This window comes from Pseudoflavonifractor sp. An184 (assembly GCF_002160305.1).
Lineage (GTDB): Bacteria > Bacillota > Clostridia > Oscillospirales > Oscillospiraceae > Lawsonibacter > Lawsonibacter pullicola.
The window spans coordinates 1-17,065 of the sequence record NZ_NFKI01000061.1 but is presented as its reverse complement, the minus strand read 5'-3'; the positions used below and the strand labels follow the sequence as shown (position 1 = coordinate 17,065).

The following is a 17,065-nucleotide window of genomic DNA, read 5'->3' as shown; positions in this document are numbered from 1 at the left end:
CCCGCCTCGAGTGGGATCGAATGCCCTGAATGCCTTGTATGACAAGGCGTTCAGCGAGCGCAGCGAGGACTTTTCCGCCGCGCAGCGGCGGGAAAGTATTGGCATTTTTCAGGCTGCCGGAAAAGTCTTTGGACTTTTTCGACAGCCTGAGACAGCGCCAAAGCCACGGCTTTGGCGCTGTCTTTTTTCGGCACGCTTTTGCAAGGATTTCCGAAGCGCCTTGCGGCTTGTCGGAACTTTTGCAGGAAATGTTTCAAATAGTTTCTGATTCTTTCTCTTCTTTGCAATTCCTTAACATCCTTTTTGCCGGAATCATCTTGCTTTTTTCCGCCATAGGTAATATACTAGGATGGCAGCTTTTCTAGGTAGGACCACCTGTCAGGTTCTCCTTGGATTGGCTGTTCTTTTGCGGGGGGAGAAGAACGACAACAGCACCTGCGCACAGCCCGGAGCGGCGGGCCGGCCCCTTTTCCTCCACACGAACCGGAAAGGACGCGACGCCATGAACTACTACCAGGAATCCCCAGAAAAGGTCCTGGAGGAGCTGCGGACCACAGAGTCCGGACTCTCCCACCAGGAAGCCGGTGACCGGCTGGCCAAATGTGGCCCCAACAAGCTGGCGGAGGGGAAAAAGGTCACCCTGCTCCAGCGCTTTATTCAACAGCTGTGCGACCCCATGATCATCATTCTGCTGGTGGCTGCCGCCGTATCGGGCGTCACCGCCGCATACTCCGGCGAGAGCTTCACCGACGTATTCATTATTCTGATCGTGGTGCTCATCAACGCGATCCTGGGCGTGTACCAGGAGAGCAAGGCGGAAAAGGCCATTGAGGCCCTCCAGGAGATGACCGCCGCCACCAGCAAGGTGCTCCGGGACGGCAAAATGTCCCTGCTGCGCAGCGACGTGCTGGTGCCCGGCGACATTGTGATCCTGGAGGCGGGCGACGCGGTCCCCGCCGACTGCCGCATTCTGGAGAGCGCCAGCATCAAGGCCGAGGAGGCCGCCCTCACCGGCGAGAGCGTCCCGGTGGAGAAGGACGTAAACGCCATCGTCACCGACGAGGAGGTCCCCCTGGGCGACCGGCACTGCATGCTGTACATGGGCTCCACCGTGGTCTACGGCCGCGGCCGGGCGGTGGTCTGCTCCACCGGTATGGACACTGAGATGGGCAAGATCGCCGACGCCCTGGCCCAGGCGGAGGAGGGCGAGACCCCCCTGCAGCGGAAGCTGGGCCAGCTGAGCAAGGTCCTCAGCGTGCTGGTGCTGGGCATCTGCGTATTTATTTTCCTGTTCAGCCTGCTCCGGGCGGGCGACTTCCACCTGGACACCATCATCAGCACCTTCATGGTGGCCGTCTCTCTGGCGGTGGCCGCCATCCCCGAGGGGCTGGCCGCCGTGGTCACCATCGTGCTGTCCATCGGCGTCACCAATATGTCCAAGCGCAACGCGGTCATCCGGCGGCTCACCGCCGTGGAGACCCTGGGCTGCGCCCAGGTCATCTGCTCGGATAAGACGGGCACCCTGACTCAGAACAAGATGACCGTGGTGGACCACTTCGGCAATCCCCTAAAAACCGCCCGGGCCATGTCCCTGTGCTCCGACGCCGCCCCCGACGAGACGGGGAACGCGGTGGGCGAGCCCACCGAGTGCGCCCTGGTGAACTGGGCCACCAAGGAGGGGCTGGGCAAGTCCGCCATGGAGCGGGAGACCCCCCGGGTAGGCGAGGCCCCCTTCGACTCGGGCCGGAAGATGATGTCCACCATCCACAAGCTGGAGAAGGGCTATGTGCAGTACACCAAGGGCGCTCCCGACGAGCTGCTGAAGCGCTGCACCCACTATGAGAAGGACGGCCAGATCCTCCCCCTGGACGAGCAGGCCAAGGCGGAGATCCTGGCCCAGAACAAGGCCATGGCCGATCAGGCCCTCCGTGTGCTGGCCGCCGCGGAGCGCCGCTATGACGAGATGCCCCAGGATCAGTCCCCGGCTGCCTTGGAGCACGACCTGACCTTCCTGGGGCTGGCGGGCATGATCGACCCCATCCGCCCCGAGGTGAAGGCCGCCATCGCCGAGTGCAAGACCGCCGGCATCCGGGCCGTGATGATCACCGGCGACCACCGGGACACCGCCGTGGCCATCGCCAAGCAGCTGGGTATCCTGGAGCACGACGACCAGGCCATCACCGGCGCCCAGCTCAACCAGATCAGCGATGAGGAGCTGGACAAGACCATCGACCATTACAGCGTCTACGCCCGGGTGCAGCCCGAGCACAAGGTGCGCATCGTCAACGCCTGGAAGAAGCGGGGCTGCATCACCGCCATGACCGGCGACGGCGTCAACGACGCCCCCTCCATCAAGTCCGCCGACATCGGCGTGGGCATGGGCATCACCGGCACCGACGTGACCAAGAACGTGGCCGACATGGTGCTGGCCGACGACAACTTCGCCACCATCGTGGGCGCCGTCCAGGAGGGCCGCCGGATCTACGACAACATCCGCAAGGCCATCCAGTTCCTGCTGGGCTCCAACATGAGCGAGGTGCTCAGCGTCTTTGTCGCCACCCTGCTGGGCTTTGTCATCCTGGAGCCCGTCCACCTGCTGTGGATCAACCTGATTACCGACTGCTTCCCCGCTCTGGCCCTGGGCATGGAGAAGGGGGAGCCCGATCTGATGCAGCGTCCCCCCCGGAAGGCCAGCGACGGAATCTTTGCCAACGGCCTGGGCTTCGACGTGGCCTATCAGGGCGCCATGGTTACCGTCCTGGTGCTGGCGGCCTACTTCATCGGCCACTTCATGGAGTCCGGCGTGTGGGAGATCACCCAGAGCGCCGACGGCATGACCATGGCCTTCCTGACCATGGGCATGGCCGAGATCTTCCACAGCTTCAACATGCGCTCCCAGCGGGGCAGCGTGTTCAAGCTCCACAGCCACAACAAGGTCCTCTGGGGCGCTATGCTCCTGAGCCTGGTGCTCACCACCGCGGTGATCTACCTGCCCGGCATCTCCGACGCCTTCGGCTTCACCCACATCGACCCTGTGGAGTACGCCGTGGCCCTGATCCTGGCGGTCCTGGTCATCCCCATTGTGGAGTGCGTCAAGGCCGTTCAGCGGTCTATGCACAAGCAATAAGCTCCTTACAAGTCCTTACAAGACAAACGGGACGGAAGATACTCTTCCGTCCCGTTTCAGCTTGTCGAAAAACTTCTGTAAAGATGAATCCGCTCAAATTGGGGCGGGGGAGCTCGAGGGGGCGGCAGCCCGCCTCGAGTGGGATCGAATGCCCTGAATGCCTTGCTTGGCAAGGCGTTCAGCGAGCGCAGCGAGGACTTTCCCGCCGCACAGCGGCGGGAAAGTAACGGCATTCTTTCAGGCTGTCGGAAAAGTCCTTGGACTTTTTCGACAGCCTGCGGGACGGAAAATTATCTTCCGTCCATTTTTTGTGAAAAAACAGCTTCTGCAACCGCTGGTTGTCAAATTGTATCCCACTTTTGGTTGCAAAACCGGGAACTCTTTGCTATCCTGAATGGCGTCAAAGGTCCTTTGCAACCACTTGTTTTGGAGGTCACACCCATGGAATTTCAACAGCGTCTCTACGACCTGCGCAAAAAGGCGGGGCTGAGCCAGGAGGGTCTGGCCGATCTGCTGGGGGTCACCCGGCAGGCGGTCCAGAAGTGGGAGGCGGGCGCCTCCCGCCCCGACATGGACAACCTGGCCGCCCTGGCCCGCTATTTCAATGTCACCCTGGACTACCTGGTCACCGGGGAGGAGCCCCCCGCCCCGGCGGCCCAGACCACCATCGTCAACAACTACTACCAGCGGTGGCGCTATGAGTACAAGAGCCAGCGCACCCTGTTCGGCCTGCCCCTGGTCCACATCCGCCTGGGGGACCGGGGCACCGGCGTCGCCAAAGGCGTTCTGGCCATCGGGAACTACGCGGTGGGCATCTTCACCATCGGCGGCTTCTCCCTGGGCCTGGTGAGCATCGGCGGGCTGTCCGTGGGCCTGCTGTTCTCCCTGGCAGGTTGGGCCATCGGCGGAATCGCCGTAGGCGGCTTTGCCGTGGGCCTGCTGGCCATCGGCGGGGCGGCGGCGGGCCTGTTCGCCATGGGAGGCGGGGCCTTCGGCGTCTATGCCGCTGGGGGCGGGGCCTTCGCCTCGGAGATCGCCATCGGCGGCTCCGCCCACGCCCCCCTGGCCATCGGCCGGGTGGCGGAGGGGGCCCTCACCTTTGTTCCCGGCTCCGATCCGGCCCAGGTGGCGGAGGCCATCCGCCAGGCCGCCTCCGGCGCGCCCCGCTTTCTTCAAAATCTCCTGATCTTCTTGGCGCAGAACTGGTAAGCGGTGCACCGAATCCTTGCGTCCCCAGAGCAAACAGAAAACTAGAAGGCGGCGGGGGCAAGCCCCCGCCCTACGGCATCCTTCTAACCATATTTGCTCCTTCGGCCGCCCCTCATCCGTCTGGCCTTCGGCCAGCCACCTTCCCCCCAGGGGGAAGGCTGGGGAAGCGCGTGCGGCCCTGTCTTAGTACCGGTTCAGAGGAATCTCCCCGGTGTCCTCCCCCTTCTCGATAGAGCGGATCACCGCGTCATAGCCGTAGTTCTCGTTCACCTGGATGTGGACCCGGTCCCCCACCCGCTTTCCCAGCAGGGAGCGGCCCACCGGGGACTCCTTGCTGATAAGCCCCTTGAGCACATCCTGGCGCATGGTGGTGACGATCTGGTACACCTCGGTCTCGTCGTCGTCCTCCATGTACACGGTGACCTTGTCGTACAGGCCCACCTGGTCCGCCCCGGAGGTGTCGTCAAACACCTTGGCGGTCTTGATCATGTTCTCCAGAAAGCGGATGCGGCTCTCGTTCCGGTTCTTCTCCTGCTTGGCGGCCTTGTACTCGAAGTTCTCGCTCAGGTCCCCGAAGGCCCGGGCCTCCTTCACCGCCTCCAGCAGCTTGGGACGCAGGGTGATCCGCCGGTAGTCCAGCTCCTCCCGCATCATCTTCAAGTCCTGTCGGGTCAGTTCGTTGTGCATGGCAGTTCCCTCCCAAAATCAAAGGCGGACGGCGCTGCAGGCTGTCAAAAAAGTCCAAGGACTTTTCCGACAGCCTGCAAGAATGTCGTTACTTTCCCGCCGCTGCGCGGCGGAAAAGTCCTCGCTGCGCTCGCTGAACGCCTTGCTGCGCAAGGCATTCAGGGCATTCGATTCCACTCGAGGCGGGCTGCCGCCCCCTCGAGCTCCCCTACCCAAGCTGAGGCTAATTTTACTCAACTAAGTTTTTTCACAAGGCGCCGTCCACAGAGTTTATTCAGATGTTGTCTCCTCTCGGAAGACCAGGTGGACGCTCTCGCTGTGGGTCAAGTATACCATCGTGGCGTAGCACAAGTCAAACTCCAAAATGTCGCCCACCTGAATATCCCGGACCGTGTTCTGCACATCCACCAGGGTGTGGTCGGAGGAGGCCCCCAGCATGATGAGTCCCGGCTCCCGGGAGACCAGGTCCTCACACTCCCCGTAGTCCACCCGGCCCATGGCCAGGAGGGCCCGGCGGCGGTGGCCCCGGTCCACATAGGTGCGGGTCCGCCCGAAGGCGTCCACCGACAGCTCGCCCACCGGGTGGGAGGGTTTTGTCTTGACCTCGATCACCTCGGCCCGGAGGGTGAACACGTCCTTGTGGAGCTCCGGCATGTCGCAGCCCCACACCCGGCCCAGCAGGAGCAGCTCCCCCACCCGCAGGTGGTTGATGCGGCTGGGCATGGTGCCGTCCAGCACCATGTGCACCGAGGAGGAGGCCCCGCCGGAGATGACCTCCAGCCGGCGGCCGATGGCCGCCTCCACCGCCTCGGCGGCGGCGATGAGCTCCTCCATCTTCTCGGGGGTGGCCTGGACCGAGCCGTAGCAGCCCAGGTTGGTGCCCACCCCCAACAGGTCCAGGTTCTCCAGCTTCTGCTCCACCTCCAGGGCGGCGGAGATGAGCTCCTCCCGGTCCCAGAAGCCCTCCCGCAGGTCGCCCAGGTCCACCATGAGAATCACCTTGTGGCGCACCCCCGCCCGGGCGGCGGCCTCGTTGGTGGCCCGGAGCACCGAGATCTCACTTTGCAGGCTGATATCCGCCCACTCCACCAGCTCGTCCACCTCGGTGGGCATGGGGATGCGGATCATCATCAGCGGCGTGCGGATGCCCGCCTGCCGCAGGGTGCGCAGCTGCTCCAGGCGGGAGGAGCCGATGCTGTCCAGCCCCGCCCGGTCATAGACCTTTGCCGCCTCCGGCAGGGCACAGAAGCCCTTTACGATCCCGGAGAGCTTGATACCAGAAACCTGGCAGCGCTCACGGAGCGCTGCCAGGTTTTCCTGTAACTTTCCGAGATCGACTTCCAGCTGTGGATACTGTTCTTGTCTCTCTCTCATAACATTCGATTCTGTGCTTCCTCCGGATCAGACAGCAGCCTTGCGCTTCTTGTAGGGCTTGTTGTCCATGTCCTTCAGGGTCCAGCCGAACCAGGCACAGGCGGCGTTGATCACGGGCATCAGCCAGTTGAACATGGCGAACATAGCGTACTCGGGAACCGTGATGCTCAGGGTGTTCTCAATGTACACGCCGCAGGTGTTCCAGGGAACCAGGGCGGAGGTGACGGTGCCGGCGCCCTCAAGGGCAGAGGACAGGACGGAGGGGTGCAGGCCCATCTTGCGGTACTCCTCGGCGTACATACGGCCGGGGACCACGATGGAGATGTACTGCTCGGGCATGGTCATGTTGGACAGCACGCAGGTGACCTCGGTGACGGTGACCAGGGCAGCGGGGCTCTTGGCCAGCTTCTTGATCTGGTTGACCACGACCTCCAGCTGGTGGGTGCCCTCCATAATGCCGCCGAACATCATGGCGATGATGGTCATAGCCACGGAGGACATCATGCCCAGGATACCGCCGCTCTCCAGCAGGGTGGTCATGGTCTCATAGGTCTCGGCGCTCAGAGAGCTCTGGAGCAGAGCGTGCATGTCGTCGGAGAAGGAGAAGCCGTTCATGCCGAAGGAGAACAGGGTACCGGGGTCGCAGTTGCCGGGCTGGAAAATCAGGCCCACAATGGCTCCGGCAAAGATGCCCAGGGTGATGCCGGGGATGGCGGGCATCTTCATGGCCACTGCCACAATGACGATCACCGGGGGCAGCAGCAGGATGGGATTGATGTGGAACACGCCGCCCTGAGCGATATTCAGAGCGTTGGCGAACTCGGTCACGCGGCTCATATCCGCGTCGCCGCCGTGATACTGGGTAACGCCCAGCACACCGAAAAAGATAATACAAATGACATAGGTAATGGCCGTGGGCAGCATCATCGCCTTCACGTGGCTCATTACGTCGGTACCAGCCATGGCGGGGGCCAGGTTGGTGGTGTCAGACAGGGGGGACATCTTGTCGCCGAAATAGGCGCCAGAGAGGATCGCGCCGGCGGTCATGCCGGGGTTCATGCCCAGGCCGAAGCCGATGCCCATCAGGGCCACGCCCATGGTGCCCATGGTACCCCAGGAGGTACCGGTGGCCAGGGAGGTGATGGAGCAGATCAGCAGGGTGGCGATGAAGAAGATGGTGGGATGCATCAGCTGCAGGCCGTAGTAGATCATGGTGGGCACCACGCCCGCGTTGACCCACACGCCGATCAGGATGCCGACGATAATCAGGATACAGATGGACTGGAGGGCCTTGTAAATGCCGTCCATCATCATCTTCTCAATATCTTCCCACTTGTGGCCCAGATACAGGGCCATAATGGCCGCCACACACACGCCCACAAACATGGGCACATGTACGTCAGCACCGTAAATGACAATACCAACCGCCAGAATGGCGACCAGCGCCACCAGGGTGATCAGGGCCTCCCATACCTTTGGCATTCGGGGCTCTCTGGATTTCTTTGCCTCACTCATGGATCATTACCAACCTTTCTTTCAATACTTTGCATAGCTTTGCATGACTTTGCATTGGCTTTGCATTTCTGCATTTTTTGATTCAGCGTTGGAACTCCTGGATTTGGGCTATCCCCTGTTTGATACCTCCTCTCCTCCTGTTTTACAACCCACACAGCTGGTGCAAGTCCGGGCCCCCGGGGCGTATCTCAGCAGTCCGGTCCCCCGGACCGCTCAGATACGCCCCGGGGCGCGCTTTTGGGGCGCGCCCCGAGGCCCAGGATCTCACCCGGCATTAAAAGGACAATGCGGGATGTGATCTCAATAGCCCAGCTCGGTCATGGCCTCGTCAATGGCCTTGACTACGATGTCAACTTCCTCCTCGGTGACGATCAGAGGCGGAATGAAGCGCAGCACGTTGCCGGCGGTGCAGTTGATGAGCACCTTCTTCTCAAAGCACTTGTTCACGATCTGGGGACCGACCTCGTTGTTGGCCAGCTCGGCACCGTTGATCATGCCCATGCCGCGGACCTCAGTGATGCAGGTGGGGTGCTTCTCCTGGAGCTTGCGCAGCTCGGCGCGGAAATACTCGCCCACCTTGGCCGCGTGATCCATCACGCCGCCGTTGATCATGGTGTCCAGAGTGGCCTCAGCCAGGCCGCAGGCCAGAGGGCCGCCGGCGAAGGTGGAGCCGTGGGTGCCGGGGGTCAGGGTGTAGGCCGCGTCGCCCCGGGCGCACACCGCGCCGACGGGCACGCCGGAGCCCAGCTCCTTGGCCATGGAGCAGGTGTCGGGCTCCACGCCGTAGTTCTGATGGGCGAACAGCTTGCCGGTACGGCCGGAGCCAACCTGCACCTCGTCGAACATCAGCAGGATGCCCTTCTCATCGCACAGATCGCGCAGGCCCTGGAGGAACTCCTTGGTGGCGGGACGGACGCCGCCCTCGCCCTGAACGGGCTCGGTGAGGATGGCGCAAACGTCGTCGCCCATCTGCTCCTTCACGGACTCCAGATTGTTGAACTCAGCATAGCGGAAGCCCTCGGGCAGGGGGGAGAACCACTTGGGATTGTGGACGATCTCCTGGCCGGTGGCGGTGGCGGTGGCCAGCGTGCGGCCGTGGAAGGACTTCAGCATGGAGATGACCACATAGCGCTCGGGGTGGCCGTGGTCCACGGCGTACTTACGGGCCAGCTTGATCTGACCTTCGTTGGCCTCGGCGCCGGAGTTGGCGAAGAACACCTTCTCGAAGCAGCTGTTCTCGCAGATCAGCTTACAGACCTGGATGGCGGGCTCGTTGTAGTAGTAGTTGGAGCAGTGCATCAGGCCCTTGGCCCGGTCCAGCGCCTTCACGATGGCGGGATGGTTGTGGCCCAGGCCGTTGACGGCGATGCCGCCCACAAAGTCCAGGAACTTGTTCCCGTCCAGGTCCCAGACCCAGGCGCCCTCGCCGTGATCCATCACGATGGGCATACGGGCATGGTTGCCGTACAGATACTTGTCAGCGACGGCGATGGCTTCGGCGTTGCTCTTGAACTTCTCAATCATGGGAATCGTCCTCCTTTATAATCATGATACGTCTATTCCTGCCCGGGGCGGGAGCCCCGCCCCGGGACCTCTCCCAATGGCGCTGGGGGATTATTTCCACTTGATGCCCACGCTGGGTGCATCCTTGCCCACGGTGGTGCCGATGCCCTCGTCGGTGAAGGCCTCGTACAGGATGCTGTGGGGTTTTCTTCCGTCGATGATGTGGACGTTGGTGACGCCCTCCTCAATGGCCTGTACACAGCAGTCCACCTTGGGGATCATGCCGCCGGCGATGGTGCCCTGATCCTTCAGGCCCTGCACGTCGGCGATGTTCAGATAGCTGATCACATCCCGGAGCTTGATATCGTTGCACAGCCCCTCGATGTCGGTGAGGAGCATGAGCTTCTCGGCGCCCAGGGCGCTGGCCAGCTTGCCGGCGGCGGTGTCGCCGTTGATGTTGAAGCTCTGTCCCTTCCCGTCGGTACCCACGGGGGCCACCACGGGGATGTAGCCCGCGTCCAGCAGGGCCTGCACCGGGGCGGCGTTGACCTCCACGATGTCGCCCACGAAGCCCAGCTCCTCGCTGCGCTGGACGCACTTATAGATGTTGGCGCTGATGCCGGACAGGCCCACGGCCTCGCCGCCGATGGCGTTGATCCGGCCCACCAGCTCGCTGTTCACCTGGCCGATGAGCACCGCCTCCACCACATGGATGATGTCCGCGGAGGTGTAGCGCAGGCCGTTGATGAACTGCACGGGGATGTTCAGCTGTTCCAGCATCTTGTTGATGCCGGGGCCGCCCCCGTGGCTGAGGACGGGCTTGAGCCCCAGCAGCTTGAGCATCACCACGTCCTGGAGGACGGCGGCCTTCAGCTCCTCATTGATCATGGCGTTTCCGCCGTACTTGATGACGATGACTTTGCCGGCATACTTCTTCAGATAGGGCATGGCCTCCATTAAGGTGGCAACCTTGCTCGCTACGTCGTTCACAGCACGCCCTCCTTCTTAAGACCGGTAGTCGCCGTTGATCTTCACATAGTCATAGGTCAGGTCGCAGCCGAAGGCGGTGGCCTGTCCGTCGCCGCTGTGGAAGTTCACGATGACGGTGATGTCGTGCTCGGTGAGCACCTTCTTGGCCAGCTCCTCGCTGAAGTCGGTGCCGAAGCCGTTCTCCATGACCACCACCTCGCCGGCGGCGCTCTTCAGGATGCAGTCGGCCTTGGTGGGGTCCACGTCCGCTCCGGAGTAGCCGGCGGCGGCCATGATGCGGCCCCAGTTGGCGTCCTTGCCGAACAGGGCGGCCTTGAACAGGGTGGAGCCGGCGATGGACCGGGCCACCAGCTTGGCGTCCTTCTCAGTGGGCAGGCCGTAGGCCTCCACGATCATCAGATGGGTGGCGCCCTCGCCGTCGGAGGCGATGCGGCGGGCCATATCCATGCAGATCATATCCAGGATCTCGGCGAAGGCGGCCTTGTCCGCCTCAGTCTCCACGGCCACGCCGGAGGCGCCGTTGGCCAGCAGGAACAGGGAGTCGTTGGTGCTGGTGTCGCCGTCTACGGTCATCATGTTGAAGCTCTTGTCGGTGCTGGCCTTCAGCATGGGCTGCACCACGGCGGCGTCGATCTTGGCGTCGGTGGTGATGTAGGCCAGCATGGTGGCCATGTTGGGGTGGATCATGCCGGAGCCCTTGGCGCAGGCGCCGATGCGGATGGTGCCGCCGGACAGCTCCAGCTCATAGGCCACTTCCTTCTTCACCAGGTCGGTGGTCATGATGGCCCAGGCTGCGTCGGTGCCCTTCTCCACGCTCATGTCGGGGACGATGCGGCGCACGCCCTCCAGCACCTTCTCCACGGGAAGCTTCTGGCCGATGACGCCGGTGGAGCACACGAACACCTCGTCCTCCCCCAGGCCCAGCAGCTTCTCCGCCTCGGTCTCCACGGTCTTAGCGTCCTTGATGCCCTGCTCGCCGGTGGCGGCGTTGGCGTTGCCGCTGTTGATGACCACGGCGCGGGCCTTGCCCTTCTTCAGGATCTCCCGGTCCAGGATGACGGGAGCGGCGCAGAACTTGTTGGTGGTGAACATGGCCGCGCAGGAGGCGGGCTGTTCGGAGTAGATGATGGCCACGTCGGGCTTCTCGCTCTTGCGGCTCTTCACGCCCACATAGCAGGCGCCTGCCAGGAATCCCTTGGGGGTGGTAACGCCGCCGCCCTCGATCAGTTTATAAGCCATACTGCATACTTCCTTTCCGCTGTTTGGATGGATGGATCAGGGATACATGGGGGCGATCTTCAGGCCGGTGGTCTCGTCCAGGCCGAAGATGATGTTCATGTTCTGGATGGCCTGGCCGGCGGCGCCCTTGCCGATGTTGTCGATGACGGAGCTCACCAGCAGGCGCTTGGTGCGGGCGTCATAGGTGGGGGTGATGCAGCACAGGTTGGTGCCGGCGGTCCACTTGGTCTGAACGGGCTTGCTGGCGGGGTACACATGGACGAAATACTCGTCCTTGTAGTACTTCTGATACAGCTCATACAGCTCGTCGTTGGTGACGTCCTTGTTCAGAGTGGCATAGATGGTGACCTCGATGCCGCGGATCTGGGGAGTCAGGTGGGGCTGGAAGTTGATGAACTGCCAGGTCTCGGGCTTCATCAGGTCCTTGCCGGTGATGTAGGCGATGTTCTGCTCGATCTCGGGGGTGTGGCGGTGAGTGCCGCCCAGGGCGTAGGCGCAGAAGCTGTTGCTGGCCTCAGCCAGGAGCTTGTTGGGGGCGGGACGGCGGCCGGCGCCGGTGTAGCCGCTCTTGGCGTCCACGATGATGGTGTTGTCCACCACCATGCCCTCCTTCAGGACGGGGTACAGGCCCAGAGTGGTGGCGGTGGGGTAGCAGCCGGGGTTGGAGATGAGGCTCTTGCCCTTGGCCAGATCCCGCTGAATCTCGGGGATGCAGTACACGGCCTCCTTGGTCATCTCATAGTTGGGGTGGTCCAGGTGGTACCACTTCTCCCAAACCTTCGCGTCACGGAACCGGATGTCGGCGCCGAAGTCGATGAACTTCTTGCCGCCCGCCAGCACCTTCTCGGCAATGCCGCACACGGTGCCCGCGTCCACTGCGGTAAACACGACGTCGCTGTCCTTGACGATCATATCCACGGTCTCGTCGTTCAGGGGCAGAATCTCCTGGTCATAGAAACCAGCCAGAGCGGGGTGCTCGTCCTGGATCTTTCGGCCGGCGGCGAAGCTATCAGCCAGGTGGGCCACCTGAGTTTCAGGGTGGTTCACCATAAGACGGAGCAACTCACCACAGGCATAGCTGGCGGCACCACAGATGGAAAAACGGATCATGACACGATTCCTCCTTTTAATTTTTCGGCTTGCGCCGCTTTTATAGGATTCCATTTCAGCAGTCAATTCCAAATATTCAAAACTTTCCCGAATATTCGGTATAGATTCTGTTGAATTTTCCTGTCACCTATTATATAATTACTGGGCAGTATATACAAGAAATTCTTTTTTCTGCTGTTCATTCCAAAGGGGAATGTTTTTGGGAATCCTATCCATACTGCTAAGGAGTTATTTGATTTATGAGTATCCGTAAGTACATTGCCTATCTAAAAACCATCGAGACGGGGAGCATCACCCACGCCGCCGCCCAGCTGGGCTACACCCAGTCGGCCATCAGCCGGATGATCGCCGACCTGGAGGACTCCTGGGGCGTCAAGCTGCTCACCCGCAACCGCTCCGGCATTGAGATCAGCTCGGAGGGCCTCACCCTCCTGCCCAAGCTCCAGGCCATCTGCAAGGACTACGAGGATCTGAACTACGCCATCTCTGAGCTCCACGGCCTCAGCTCCGGCTCCATCCGCCTGGGGGCCTTCTCCAGCATCTCCAGCGGGCGGCTGCCCCAGATCATCAAGTCCTTCCACGAGCTCTATCCCCACATCGACTTTCAGCTGGTCAACGGGGAGTACAATCAAATTGCCACCTGGCTGCGGAAGGGTCTGGTGGACTGCGGCTTTGTGAGCCTGCCCGCCCCCAACGATCTGGAGGCCTCCTTCCTGCTCCAGGACAACCTGGTGGTCATTCTGCCGGAAAACCATCCCCTGGCCGACGCCCCGGTGTATCCGGTGGAGCGCCTGTCCAGCGAGGACTTCATCAACCTCAAGGAGGAGCAGGACTACGAAATCACCAAATTTCTGGACCACCTCCAGCAGAAGCCCAACATCCGCTATGAGGTGAGCGACGATTACGCCATCCTCTCCATGGTGGAGTGCGGACTGGGCATCAGCGTGGTCCATGAGCTTATGCTCCACCCCAACCGCTACCGCGTGCGGCCCAAACACTTCGACATCCCCCAGGTGCGGGACATCGGCATCGCGGTCAAGAAGGACGTGGCCCCCTCCACCATCACCCGGCTGTTTGTGGCCCACGCCAAGCAGTGGGCTCAGGAGCATCTCCCCGCAGAAATCACCTGACGGGGACTTCTGTAACTTTCGTACAGAATTCTCTCCTTTCACCCCCATCGTTTGGTACAATCATACCACAACCCTGCACAAAAAGAAAGGGAAAATTTCAAAAATTTTTCCTGAATGTGTAGTCCTATTTTATGCATTATTATTCAATTTCCCCTGGATTCTCAAGGAGCGGCCCGAAGTCTTTTCCCTTCTTTCTTTCTATTTTGAGTAAAAATCTCTTTGTTTTGCTATATTTTTATCTGATTTCTTTTTAATTTCCTGTTTCTCAGGTGGATTTTTCGCTTCCGCACCAAAATATCTCCTGAAAATACAGCGAGCACGGACCAAACATTTTGCATGGTCCGTGCTCGTTTTCTGCATAAGGTTCCAGCTTATCCGATTTCTTCCCACTCTTTTTCCCGGAATCCAACCTTGACAAACCGCTCTCCCACCAGGATGGGGCGCTTCACCAGCATCCCGTCGGTGGCCAGCAGAGCCAGCTGCTCCTCCTCGCTCATGGCGGGCAGCTTGTTCTTCAGGTCCATGGCCTTGTAGAGCTGTCCGGAGGTGTTGAAGAACCGCTTCAGGGGCAGGCCGCTCTCCTGCCACCAGGTCCGCAGCTCCTCCTGGGTGGGGTTCTCCGTCTTGATGTCCCGGAGGGTGTAGGAGATTCTCTTCTCGTCCAGCCACTTCTTGGCCTTCTGACAGGTGGTGCACTTGGGATAACAGACAAACAGCATTGAAATTCCTCCTTTTGATTGAACAGGCGGCCGCAAGCCGCCCCTGCAAAAACAGCCCCGGCACACGCCGGGGCTGTCGTCCGTGATACGCTTAATAATTCATCTGCTTGCGGCGGGACAGGTTCATGGTGCCGTCCTGCATCTGGTCCAGGCTGTCCAGGCTCTTGCCGGTGCCCTCGGCCACGCAGGAGATGGCGTCCTCGGCCACGTGGGTCTCGATGCCGGTGTGGGCCTCAATGAGCTTGTCAAAGCCCCACAGCAGGGAGCCGCCGCCGGTCATCACGATGCCGTTGGTGGAGATGTCGGCCACCAGCTCGGGGGGCGTGCGCTCCAGAACGCCGTGGATGGCCTCCAGGATGCGGCTGGAGACCTCCTCGAAGGCCTCGATCATCTCGCTGGAGGAGACGGAGAACACCCGGGGCAGTCCGGTCATCAGGCAGCGGCCCTTGATCTCCATGGTGACCTCCTCGGGCCGGGGGAAGACGCAGCCGATGGACATTTTCAGCTCCTCGGCGGTGCGGTCGCCGATGAGCACGTTGTGCTTCTTGCGGATATACTTGACCACCGCCTCGTCGAACTTGTCGCCGGCGATCTTGATGGAGGCGGACTCCACCACGCCGCCCAGGGAGATGACGGCGATGTCGGCGGTGCCGCCGCCGATGTCCACCACCATGTGGCCGTCGGGCTTGGTGATGTCGATGCCCGCGCCGATGGCGGCGGCCACCGGCTCCTCAATGAGGTAGGCCCGGCGGGCGCCCGCCTGGATGCCGGCGTCCACCACGGCGCGCTCCTCTACCTCGGTGATGCCGGAGGGTACGCAGATGAGCAGACGGGGCTTGAACAGGGAGAAGGTGGTCACCTTCTTGATAAACTCCTTGAGCATCCGCTCGGTCATGTCGTAGTCGGAGATGACGCCCTCCCGCAGGGGGCGCATGGCCACGATGTTGCCGGGGGTACGGCCCAGCATGGCCTGGGCGTCGGTGCCCACCTTCAACAGCTTGCCGGTATTCTTATCCATGGCCACCACGGAGGGCTCCCGCAGGACCACGCCCTTCCCCTTGATATATACCAGAACGGACGCGGTGCCCAGGTCAATGCCAATGTCCTTGCTGAATAAATTAAACATATCGCTCCACCTTATTGATGATCATTTCCGGCGTTAGTATACCCGCGCCGGTTTGTGGTTATATCCAAACTAGTTTTCATTATAGCGGGTCCCACGCCGGTTTTCAACTATTATTTCGCCATTTTTCCATGGTTTTCCGGCCTGTCTGTAATTCATTTTTTCCGGGCCTGGGCCAGGGTCAGCCCCCAGACCTCCGACGCGCCCCCTTCCAGGAGCAGACGGGCGCACTCCCCCATGGTGGAGCCGGTGGTCACCACGTCGTCCACCAGCAGGACGCGCAGGCCGGACAGGTCCTCCCCGGTCAGCCGGTACGCCCCCTGGACGTTGGCCCGCCGGGCCGCCTCGTCCTCCAAGCGGGACTGGGGACCGTTGTCTTTTTCCTTCTCCAGCAGCCTCCGGGCCGGGAGGCCCAGCTCCCCGGCCGCCGTCCGGGCCAGCAGCTCCGCCTGGTCAAAGCCCCGCTTTTTCTTCCGCCTCCGGCTCAGCGGGGTCCAGGTCACCACATCCACCGCTCCGGCCAGGCCGTCCTGGGCGCACTGAGCCATGAGAAGCCCGAAGGGCTTCCCATAGCTGGGATTTCCCGGGAATTTATACCGGCGCACCGCCTCGGGCACCCCGTCCCGGTAGGCCAGGGGCGAGAGACACCCCGCCGTCCCCTCCACCGCCCGCAGGGCGTCCTCCCCCAGAAGCCACGGGAGCTTCCCCTGGCACTCCGGGCACACCGGGGCCCTGGGGTCGTCCAGAATGTTCCGGCAGAAGGGACACTTGGGCGGGAACAGCAGGTCCAGAAAGGATTCCCACAGGTTCATTGTGGGGAGTCCTCTTTCTCAACCGGGATCGGGCCATTTTCTTTTTCAAAGTCGCTGACACACTTCCGGATCAAATATAAAATCTGCCGGCTCATGGAACGGCCCTCAAATTCTGAAACAGACTTGAATTTATCGTGCAGTTCAGAGTCCATTCGTATGCTGAGATGGGTTCGTTTCTTCATAGCAAACCGCCCTTTTTTCGGAATATTCTCAGCATACACAGAGCCGTTATTTTTATTTAAAAGTTAGTGCATTTTTACGGCTTAAAATTTTACTATATAGAGTGTTCTTAAGCCTTCCCCCTGGGGGGAAGGTGCCCCAGTGCGCACACTGGGGCGGATGAGGGGGCGATGATAGAGCGGTTTCGTTCCTCGCAGGGGGGATTTCGCCGCCTGCGGGCGGCGAGTTCCTTTGCCCGCGGCGGCAAAGGAACCAAAACGCCGCCGGGGACGGCTCAGGATGAGCGCTCCGCGCTCATATTCGCCTTTCCCCGGACCCCATTTACGGGGGTTACCCCTTGAACCAGG

The 17,065-nt window shown here is 61.5% G+C and carries 15 protein-coding genes; 4 read left to right on the top strand and 11 right to left on the bottom strand.

From position 1 onward, the window contains the following. From B5F19_RS17745 to B5F19_RS14420, 3 genes are all read left to right on the top strand, one after another. Positions 1-268, top strand: a 268-nt coding sequence (locus tag B5F19_RS17745) for a hypothetical protein (RefSeq protein ID WP_204248339.1), incomplete at its 5' end; no start/stop codon positions are given. A gap of 234 nt (positions 269-502) precedes the next feature. After that, positions 503-3,127 (top strand): cation-translocating P-type ATPase, encoded by a 2,625-nt coding sequence (locus tag B5F19_RS14425; RefSeq protein WP_087291677.1) that lies wholly within the window; start codon positions 503-505, stop codon positions 3,125-3,127. Positions 3,128-3,568: 441 nt separating this feature from the next. After that, positions 3,569-4,336, top strand: a complete 768-nt coding sequence (locus tag B5F19_RS14420) for a helix-turn-helix transcriptional regulator (RefSeq protein ID WP_087291673.1) — start codon at positions 3,569-3,571, stop codon at positions 4,334-4,336. Positions 4,337-4,519: 183 nt separating this feature from the next. On the opposite strand, the gene greA is transcribed toward B5F19_RS14420, so the two are convergent. The 7 genes from greA to argC all read right to left on the bottom strand — a co-directional run bounded on the left by greA (position 4,520) and on the right by argC (position 12,754). Then, on the bottom strand, positions 4,520-5,023 hold the full coding sequence (greA, locus tag B5F19_RS14415) for a transcription elongation factor GreA (RefSeq protein WP_087291671.1): 504 nt from the start codon (positions 5,021-5,023) through the stop codon (positions 4,520-4,522). A gap of 270 nt (positions 5,024-5,293) precedes the next feature. Further along, positions 5,294-6,397, bottom strand: a complete 1,104-nt coding sequence (locus tag B5F19_RS14410; protein ID WP_087291669.1) for an alanine racemase — start codon at positions 6,395-6,397, stop codon at positions 5,294-5,296. Positions 6,398-6,424: 27 nt separating this feature from the next. After that, positions 6,425-7,879, bottom strand: a complete 1,455-nt coding sequence (nhaC, locus tag B5F19_RS14405) for a Na+/H+ antiporter NhaC (RefSeq protein WP_242972827.1) — start codon at positions 7,877-7,879, stop codon at positions 6,425-6,427. Positions 7,880-8,212: 333 nt separating this feature from the next. Continuing rightward, entirely contained in the window at positions 8,213-9,436 is a 1,224-nt protein-coding gene (locus B5F19_RS14400; protein WP_087291666.1) for an aspartate aminotransferase family protein, read from the bottom strand. Positions 9,437-9,526: 90 nt separating this feature from the next. Further along, positions 9,527-10,405, bottom strand: coding sequence for an acetylglutamate kinase (gene argB / locus B5F19_RS14395; RefSeq protein WP_087291664.1), 879 nt, complete (start codon positions 10,403-10,405; stop codon positions 9,527-9,529). Between the two features lie 15 nt (positions 10,406-10,420). Then, entirely contained in the window at positions 10,421-11,644 is a 1,224-nt protein-coding gene (argJ, locus tag B5F19_RS14390) for a bifunctional glutamate N-acetyltransferase/amino-acid acetyltransferase ArgJ (RefSeq protein ID WP_087291662.1), read from the bottom strand. Between the two features lie 36 nt (positions 11,645-11,680). Next, on the bottom strand, positions 11,681-12,754 hold the full coding sequence (gene argC / locus B5F19_RS14385) for an N-acetyl-gamma-glutamyl-phosphate reductase (protein ID WP_087291660.1): 1,074 nt from the start codon (positions 12,752-12,754) through the stop codon (positions 11,681-11,683). Between the two features lie 239 nt (positions 12,755-12,993). Here argC and B5F19_RS14380 point away from each other — a divergent pair, with 239 nt between their 5' ends. Beyond that, complete coding sequence (locus tag B5F19_RS14380) at positions 12,994-13,884, top strand: LysR family transcriptional regulator (protein WP_087291659.1); 891 nt, start codon at positions 12,994-12,996, stop codon at positions 13,882-13,884. Between the two features lie 371 nt (positions 13,885-14,255). Here the strand turns inward: B5F19_RS14380 and B5F19_RS14375 are convergent, their stop codons facing one another. From B5F19_RS14375 to B5F19_RS14360, 4 genes are all read right to left on the bottom strand, one after another. Beyond that, positions 14,256-14,603 carry an arsenate reductase family protein gene (locus B5F19_RS14375; RefSeq protein ID WP_087291657.1) on the bottom strand — a complete coding sequence of 116 codons (348 nt, stop codon included), beginning with the start codon at positions 14,601-14,603 and terminating at the stop codon, positions 14,256-14,258. Between the two features lie 91 nt (positions 14,604-14,694). Then, a complete protein-coding gene (mreB, locus tag B5F19_RS14370) occupies positions 14,695-15,729 on the bottom strand; it encodes a rod shape-determining protein MreB (RefSeq protein ID WP_087291655.1) in 1,035 nt (344 codons plus the stop codon). A 152-nt stretch (positions 15,730-15,881) separates the two neighbouring features. Then, complete coding sequence (locus tag B5F19_RS14365) at positions 15,882-16,538, bottom strand: ComF family protein (RefSeq protein ID WP_140394250.1); 657 nt, start codon at positions 16,536-16,538, stop codon at positions 15,882-15,884. Beyond that, a complete protein-coding gene (locus B5F19_RS14360) occupies positions 16,535-16,720 on the bottom strand; it encodes a hypothetical protein (RefSeq protein WP_087291653.1) in 186 nt (61 codons plus the stop codon). Before B5F19_RS14360 ends, B5F19_RS14365 begins: the two co-directional genes overlap by 4 nt. Positions 16,721-17,065: the final 345 nt, after the last annotated feature.

What these genes read in the sequence shown, in the direction of transcription:
- B5F19_RS14425 (WP_087291677.1), top strand. Translation starts at nt 503, where the DNA reads ATGAACTACTACCAGGAATCCCCAGAAAAGGTCCTGGAGGAGCTGCGG.
- B5F19_RS14420 (WP_087291673.1), top strand. Translation starts at nt 3,569, where the DNA reads ATGGAATTTCAACAGCGTCTCTACGACCTGCGCAAAAAGGCGGGGCTG.
- greA (WP_087291671.1), bottom strand. Translation starts at nt 5,023, where the DNA reads ATGCACAACGAACTGACCCGACAGGACTTGAAGATGATGCGGGAGGAG.
- B5F19_RS14410 (WP_087291669.1), bottom strand. Translation starts at nt 6,397, where the DNA reads ATGAGAGAGAGACAAGAACAGTATCCACAGCTGGAAGTCGATCTCGGA.
- nhaC (WP_242972827.1), bottom strand. Translation starts at nt 7,879, where the DNA reads ATGCCAAAGGTATGGGAGGCCCTGATCACCCTGGTGGCGCTGGTCGCC.
- B5F19_RS14400 (WP_087291666.1), bottom strand. Translation starts at nt 9,436, where the DNA reads ATGATTGAGAAGTTCAAGAGCAACGCCGAAGCCATCGCCGTCGCTGAC.
- argJ (WP_087291662.1), bottom strand. Translation starts at nt 11,644, where the DNA reads ATGGCTTATAAACTGATCGAGGGCGGCGGCGTTACCACCCCCAAGGGA.
- argC (WP_087291660.1), bottom strand. Translation starts at nt 12,754, where the DNA reads ATGATCCGTTTTTCCATCTGTGGTGCCGCCAGCTATGCCTGTGGTGAG.
- B5F19_RS14380 (WP_087291659.1), top strand. Translation starts at nt 12,994, where the DNA reads ATGAGTATCCGTAAGTACATTGCCTATCTAAAAACCATCGAGACGGGG.
- B5F19_RS14375 (WP_087291657.1), bottom strand. Translation starts at nt 14,603, where the DNA reads ATGCTGTTTGTCTGTTATCCCAAGTGCACCACCTGTCAGAAGGCCAAG.
- mreB (WP_087291655.1), bottom strand. Translation starts at nt 15,729, where the DNA reads ATGTTTAATTTATTCAGCAAGGACATTGGCATTGACCTGGGCACCGCG.
- B5F19_RS14365 (WP_140394250.1), bottom strand. Translation starts at nt 16,538, where the DNA reads ATGAACCTGTGGGAATCCTTTCTGGACCTGCTGTTCCCGCCCAAGTGT.
- B5F19_RS14360 (WP_087291653.1), bottom strand. Translation starts at nt 16,720, where the DNA reads ATGAAGAAACGAACCCATCTCAGCATACGAATGGACTCTGAACTGCAC.